Genomic DNA, 6,927 nt, shown 5'->3' with positions numbered 1-6,927 from the left:
GGCCCTTGGAGGTTCAGTCATGCGGAGCAGATCACGTCGATTCGCCGCCGTCGTCGCGGTGTTGGCCGTCGCACTCGGTACGGGTGCTGTCGGGCCCAGGTGGACGCCGTCGAGGTGAGCTCCTCGGGCGCCACCGCGAGGCGGAGTCCCGGCATGCGGTGCAGCAGGACGTCGACGGCCGTCTCGATGATGGCCTGGCCGATGTTCTGGCCCGGGCACTCGTGCGGGCCCGCGCTGAACGCGAGGTGCGACTGGTTGCCGTGTACGGAGATGCCGACGTCGGGCCGGATCTCCGGGTCGACGTTGCCCGCGGTCAGGCCGAGGACGAGCAACTCGCCCTCCTGGATGCGGTGCCCGCCGAGTTCGAGATCGGCGGTGGCGAACCGGCCCGGCAGGACGGCCAGCGGCGGGGTGTTCCACATGACCTCCTCCACGACGGCTGAGATGTTCAGCTGCCCGCCGGCCAGCCCGGCCAGCCGGTCGGTGTCGGTGAGAACCAGCTGAAGCACCCGGGCCAGCAGGTTGCTTGTGGTGGTGTGCGCGGTGATCAGCACCAGACGAAGGTGGTTGAGGATCTCGTCGTCGTCGAGGCCTGCGTGGTGCTCCAGCAGCCCGGTGGTGAAGTCGGAGCCCGGCTCCACGCGCTTGCGCTCGGCGAGTTCGCCGAGGATGCGCATGATGCGGTCGTTGTGCCGGAGGGCTTCCGCGCCGCCCTTGATCACCTGCGCGGAGGACTCGGCCAGCCGTCGCCCCTCGCCCTCGGCGAGCCCGAACACCCTGGTCAGTACGAGCATCGGCAGATACTCGGCGTACTCGGACACCAGGTCGGCGCTGCCCACCGCGGCGAACGCGTCGATCTGCTTGTTCGCGAAGTGCGCGACATGGCGGCGGATGCCGCGGCCCGAGACGGCCTGCAGGTTGTCGGTGACCGCGCCGCGCAGCCTGCGGTGCGGTTCGCCGTCCTGGGAGACGCAGTCGGGGCGCCAGCCGACCATCTGCATCAGTGGCGCGGTGCTGTCGATGCGCCCTTCCCGCCAGTCCCGCCAGATCCGTGAATCCCGGCTGAACTGGCGGGGGTTGTCGAGCACCCGCCGGTTCTCCCGGTAGCCGAGGACCAGCCACGCCGGTACGTCGCCCTCCAGCAGTACCGGCGCCACGGGCCCGTGCTGCCTGCGCAGCCGGGCGTAGATGCCGAGCGGGTCGACGGCCGCGTCGGGCCCGTACAGACGGGTGACCTCGTCGCCCCCGCCGTGTGCGACCGGGCAGCCGCGCGGGGCGTCGAGGCCGTCTGAGGGCTGCTCGGTCATCGGGACTCCAGAGCGACTGCGGAGCGTTCCTTGAGGTGGCGGATCAGCGCGATGAGCACATCCCGGCTCGATGCCCGGTCGCGGGCGTCGCAGGCCACGATCGGGATGTGCGCGGGGATGTCCAGGGCGTCGCGGATCTCTTCGACCGGGTGGTCCCTGGAGTCGGGGAAGACGTTGAGGGCGATCACGAACGGGACGTCCTGCCGCTCCATCTCCTCGATGGCCCGGAAGCTGGAGGCCAGTCGACGCGTGTCGACCAGGACCACGGCCCCGAGCGCGCCCTTGAACAGGCCGTTCCACAGGAACCAGAACCGCTCCTGGCCCGGTGTGCCGAACAGGTACAGCACCAGTTCGTCGTTGATGCCGATCTTGCCGAAGTCGAGGCTGACGGTGGTCTCCTGCTTGTCCGCCACCCCGATCAGGTTGTCGACGTCGGCGGTGGCCTGGGTCAGCGTCTCCTCGGTGGTCAGCGGTCTGATGTCGCTGACCGAGCAGACCATGGTGGTCTTTCCGGTGCCGAAGCCGCCGGCGATCATCACCTTCACCGAGCGGGCGCCTTCCGGCAGGGTGCCCTCGGCCGTCTGCCGGTCGGGATGGTCAAAGCCTTTGAAGTCCACTGAGTACCTCCTCAAGGAGCGCGAGGTCGGCCCCGCGACCGGCGCCTGACGCCGGGATGGGGTCACGGGCTTCAATGCGTCCTGCGTCCAGCAGATCGGCCAAGAGCACCGCGAGAATGTTGAAGGGCAGTCCGAGGTGGGCGCCGAGTTCGGCCACCGACAGCGGATCGCGGCAGCGCCGGAGGATCTCCTCGTGTTCGTGCTGCATGCCGGGTACGGCCGCGGTACGGGAGGTGATGAGGGTCGCCACGTCGAGGCTCGACGCCGAACCGCCCGGTCCGCTGCGGCCGCCTGTGAGGACGTAGTAGCGCTCAAGACCGGACGGATCCGTGGGTCGGCGGGGACCACTCATCCAGTGGGCTCCTCCAGGCGCGGAGTGGTGCCGAGGAGCTCACCCATCCTGCGGGCCAGATCCCTCATCTGGTGTCCGAGCAGGCCCTGGTCGAGCCCTTCCCTGGCGAGGACTCCGAGGTACGTCTCCAGGCCGGCCCGCACCACGAAGAGGTGGCCGCCGTCGACCTCGATCATCGCGAGGCGCAGTTGCCCGGCGTACTTGGGGAACTGCTCGGCCACCGGCTGGGCCAGCGCCTGCAGGCCCGCCACCACGGCGGCGAACCGGTCCACGTCGTCGGGGTCCTCGGCGCCGTAGGAGGTGATGGCCTTGCCGTCGCTGGAGGCCACGAGGGCGAAACGGATCTCCTGGATGCTCTCGACCAGATCTCGGAGCGCCCAGCTCACGTCGGTTCCCTGTTGCGTCATGTGGACTAGTCGCTCTCTTCAGTGCGGTGCTCGGTGGGCTCACGTCCGGCGGCCGGCTCGGGTCCGGCCGGTTCACGTCCGGCCGTGGCGAAGGCGGCCAGGCCGGCGAAGGACTCGTCCGGCGGCACCGCGAACGAGGCGGTGGACCCGTCTTCGCGCGCGACCGGTTTCGGCCGCTCGGACTCGGCCCGCCTGCGGCGTCGGGGCAGACCGCCGGGGGTGGTGTCCTCGGCCTCGTCCGACCGGGCCTCCTCCGACCGGGCCTCACCGGCTTCGGCCGGCGCCGGGTCCGTACTCGCCGCGGCGGCGAGCTGAGCGGCCGGAGCGGCGGCCGCGACAGCGGGCAACGGGGTGAAGTACTTGTGCGGAACCACGATGACCACCGAGGTGCCGAGCCAGGGCGAGTCCGAGAACGTGACCCTGATGCCGTACCGGCGGGCCAGGGCGCCCACCACGCGCAGACCGAGGTGGGCATCCTCGGACACGCCGCCGAGACCGGGGCCGGGGGCCACACCCTCCAGCGACTGGAACGCCTCCTGCTTCTTCTCCTCGGTCAGGCCCTTGCCGGAGTCCTGGATCTCGATGCCGACGCCGTTGGGCACCTCCTTGCCGGAGACGACCACGGGTTCGGTGGGCGGCGAGTAGCGCGCCGCGTTGTCGAGCAGGTGGGCGAAGATCAGCGTGAGGTGGTCCACCATGCCGCCGTCGACGCCGAGGTCGGGCAGGTGCCGGACCTGGACCCGGTCGAAGTCCTTGATCCGGCCGATGCCGCCCCGCACCACACTGAGCAGTCGCTGCGGCTCCTGCCACTGCCGGCCGGGCCGGTCCGAGCCGCCGAGTACGCCGATGCTCGCGGCCAGACAGTCGGCGGGGCCGATCTCCTGGTCCAGCTCCATCAGGCCCTGGGCCACGGACGGCAGCCTGCCGTGCTCGCCCTGCATCTCGTGCAGCCGGCCGCGCAACTTGCTGGTCAGCACATGGATACGGCTGCCGATGCTGATGACGGCCTGCTCGGCGGAGGTGGAGCGGTTGAACTCCTGCTCCACGCCGATGAGGGCCGTCCTGAGCACCCGGCGCAGCGCGGCCTGCAGATCGGCGCCGACCTCCGCGCACTGCTGGACGGAGGGCAGGATGTCGTCGATGGCGTCACCGGCCCGCAGTCGCTCCAGTGCGGCGGGCAACTGCTGGTCGGCGAGCAGGGCGACCGCGGCGAGCTGCCGGTCCAACTGCTCCTGCCAGGCCTGCGTCTGCTCGGCGAACCGCATCTCGTACGTCTTGGCCTGCTCGGCCAGTTGCGCGTCGTGGGCCGAGCGCTCGGCGGCGAACGTCCGCTCCAGGCCGGCCACATGCTGCTGCCACTGCTGGGAGTGCTCGGCCTGCGCGGCCCTGAACTCACCCGCGCTGCGGCGCATCTGGCGCTGGGAGCGGACAAGGAGCCGGATGGAGACGGCACTTGCCGCCGTCGCCACAACGCCGCAGACGATCGCGGGTATTCGGGTCTGGTCGGATCCCACGACCGCGGCGGCGACGGTTCCGGCAGCCAGGGCCAGTGGCAGCAGCCACCAGCCGTACCAGGCGACGGGCGCCCGCGCCGCCGGGGGCGGAGTGGCAAGTTCCATCTGCATCCTTCGAAGCAACACGATCGAACAGGGGGAGGAGCTCGGAGCGGACTCGCCACGCGGTGTTCCACCCCGCGACGGGTATGCGGGGACAACGAGCGACAACCGATTGCTACCGGGTCAACTCGCCGCGCCTCAAAGAACCCTATCGGGTTTGATCTCACCTTGATCAACCTCCCCCACTCCCTTCAGTGAGGCCTTGGACACGCTCCGAGCAGGCAGTTCCGGTTGACAAATCCCTTTACCCACCGACACATACGAGTGCCCGCGGCTCGCCGGGGCGGGCCGCGGGCACGGAGGAGTCACGCCGGGCGGATCACCCGCTCCCTGCGCTCGGGGTCGGTGACACCGAGGCCGGGCGTCGGGGCCAGGGAGAGGACGCCGACCTTGCCCAGGTGGGTGTTGCTCTGCACGAGGCGGGCCGCCTCGGCCGTGTCGGTGAGGGGGTAGGTCTCGGTGAGTGCGGGGCTGATGTGCCCGAGGTCGAGGAGACGGCCCACGGCGGCCTGCTCCTGGAGGTTGGAACCGTGGCTGCCGATGACGCGCTTGAGGCGCATCCAGAGGTACCGGTTGTCGAACTCGTGCTGGTAGCCCGTGCTGGAGCCGCAGGTCACCACCGAGCCGCCCCGGCGTACGACGTAGACGGAGATGCCGAAGGTGGCCCGGCCGACGTGCTCGAAGACGATGTGCGGGTCTTCGCCGGTCTCGGCCCTGATCAGTTTGCCGAGCCGCTTGCCGATCACGGTGGGATCGGCGGGCGCGTCGCTGCCGGTGAGGCCGATGTCCTCCCGGTTGATGACCACGTGGCAGCCGAGGCGGCGGGCGTACTCCGCCTTCCGCTCGCTGCTGACGACGCCGACGGCGATCCCGCCGCCGTTGCGCACGAGTTGGACCGCGTACGCGCCGAGGCCGCCGGCCGCTCCCCAGATCAGGACCACGTCGCCCTGTGTCATCCGGGCGCCCCGCTCGCTGACGAGCATGCGGTACGCCGTGCCCGCGCACAGCGGGTTCGAGGCGGCCTCCTCCCAGGTCAAATGGGCGGGCTTGGGGAGGAGTTGGCTGGTCCGGGCGACGGCGTAGTGGGCCAGGCCTCCGTAGTTGGTCTCGAAGCCCCACGCCAGCATGCCGGTGCCCAGCATGCCGTCGGCGTGGGTCGCCGGGTCCTCCTCGTCGACGTACACCGGGCTCACCGCGACATGGTCGCCGACCTGCCATCTGCGCACCCCCGAGCCGGTGCGGACCACGACACCGGACGCGTCGGAGCCGATGACGTGGAAGGGCCGGTCGTGCCGGGCGGCCCAGCGGTCCTGGCGGCCGAAGTGCTTCAGGAAGGTGAAGGTCGGGATGGGCTCGAACATCGCCGACCAGACGGTGTTGTAGTTGATGCCGCTGGCCATGACGGCCACCAGCACCTCGTTCGGGGCGAGTTCGGGCATCGGCACGGCGCCGAGGTGGATGGACTTGCGGACGTCCTTGTCCGCGACGCCGGTGAAGCTGTCCACGTCCTCCGCACGCAGGTGGGCGGCGGTGAAACGGTCGGGTAAGGGAAGGTTCTCCAGTTCGGCGGGGGCGGCTCCCGCCACGACGGCCTCGGCCAGGGCGTCCATGTGGTTCCTCCTTGGAGGGGGTAGGGGGAGATCAGCTCAGGCCGAGGCCCGCTGCGAGCGTCGGCCACGAGGCCTTGAACTCCTGCTGCCAGTAGGGCCAGTCGTGCACTCCCCCGCTGTAGAGGTGCACCTTGGCCGGGATGTTCAGGGCGTCCAGCTGCCGGGTGAACCGGTTGGCCTGGGACCAGAGCGCGCCTTCGAGCACGGCGCCTTCGAGGTTGCCGCCGCCACCGGCGGGCAGGCCGCTGCCCTGGGAGATGTACAGCTTGGTGCCCTTGAGGTTGCGGGCCTGTGCGGCGGGGTTGTGCCGGATCCAGTTGTCCCGGTTGAGCAGCGGGCTGCCCCAGAGGGTCAGCGGCGACAACTGCTCGCGGGCGACGATCGCGCTGAGCACGGTCGGCATGCCCGGGGCCGTGGTGTCGAGGATCCCGCTGTACGAGGCCGCCGCACGGAACGTGCCGGGGTGCCGTGCGGCGAAGGCCAGGGCTCCGTACCCGCCGGTGGAGACACCGGCGACGGCGCGGGTGGATCCGGCCCGGAACCTCTCCCGCAACAGGCCCATCAGCTCGTCCACTTGGAACGTCTCGTAGTCCGGTGCGTTCGCCCTGCCGTTGTTCCACCAGTCGGTGGGGATGCCGGTGGGTCCTGACGAGGGCATCACGGTGAGGACGTTCTGGTTGGCGAGGAAGCTGACGACGTCCGTCTCCCGGGTCCAGGACGTGTAGTCGTCGTGCGCGCCCTGGAGCAGGTAGAGGACGGGCCAGGTGCGGTTCGGGTTCGCGGCGAAGCCGGCCGGCAGGACCACACGTACGGGCAGCGAGGCGCCGACGGCCGGGGAGGCGACCGTGAGGTCGACGGTACGGTCGTCGAGCCACTTCTCGCCGGTGATCGTGGCACCCGCGGCCGCGTCCGGCGCCGCGACGGGAGCGGCCGCCGCGACCGGAGCGGCGATCACACCTCCCGTGCCGAGCAGGGCGGTTGTCACCGCGAGGGCGGCGTATCTGCGCTTCCGAGTCAT

The 6,927-nt window shown here is 70.7% G+C and carries 7 protein-coding genes; all 7 read right to left on the bottom strand.

Going from position 1 to position 6,927, the window contains the following annotated elements; translation table 11 throughout:
* Positions 1-17: 17 nt before the first annotated feature.
* A complete protein-coding gene (locus AB0I18_RS25950; protein WP_363107962.1) occupies positions 18-1,307 on the bottom strand; it encodes a cytochrome P450 in 1,290 nt (429 codons plus the stop codon).
* Positions 1,304-1,924 (bottom strand): ATP/GTP-binding protein, encoded by a 621-nt coding sequence (locus AB0I18_RS25945; protein WP_363107961.1) that lies wholly within the window; start codon positions 1,922-1,924, stop codon positions 1,304-1,306. Before AB0I18_RS25945 ends, AB0I18_RS25950 begins: the two co-directional genes overlap by 4 nt.
* Entirely contained in the window at positions 1,905-2,276 is a 372-nt protein-coding gene (locus tag AB0I18_RS25940) for a DUF742 domain-containing protein (RefSeq protein ID WP_363107960.1), read from the bottom strand. Before AB0I18_RS25940 ends, AB0I18_RS25945 begins: the two co-directional genes overlap by 20 nt.
* Complete coding sequence (locus AB0I18_RS25935) at positions 2,273-2,683, bottom strand: roadblock/LC7 domain-containing protein (protein ID WP_363107959.1); 411 nt, start codon at positions 2,681-2,683, stop codon at positions 2,273-2,275. Before AB0I18_RS25935 ends, AB0I18_RS25940 begins: the two co-directional genes overlap by 4 nt.
* Before the next feature lie 5 nt (positions 2,684-2,688).
* The gene (locus AB0I18_RS25930; RefSeq protein ID WP_363107958.1) at positions 2,689-4,302 is read right to left on the bottom strand and encodes an ATP-binding protein; all 1,614 of its coding nucleotides are present in this window, start codon (positions 4,300-4,302) and stop codon (positions 2,689-2,691) included.
* A 302-nt stretch (positions 4,303-4,604) separates the two neighbouring features.
* Positions 4,605-5,909 carry a crotonyl-CoA carboxylase/reductase gene (gene ccrA, locus AB0I18_RS25925; RefSeq protein ID WP_363107957.1) on the bottom strand — a complete coding sequence of 435 codons (1,305 nt, stop codon included), beginning with the start codon at positions 5,907-5,909 and terminating at the stop codon, positions 4,605-4,607.
* A 31-nt stretch (positions 5,910-5,940) separates the two neighbouring features.
* Positions 5,941-6,927, bottom strand: coding sequence for an alpha/beta hydrolase family protein (locus AB0I18_RS25920; protein ID WP_363107956.1), 987 nt, complete (start codon positions 6,925-6,927; stop codon positions 5,941-5,943).

It is taken from the genome of Streptomyces sp. NPDC050704, assembly GCF_040654355.1.
Taxonomy (GTDB): Bacteria; Actinomycetota; Actinomycetes; order Streptomycetales; family Streptomycetaceae; genus Streptomyces.
This window is presented reverse-complemented; position numbering and strand designations above follow the sequence as displayed.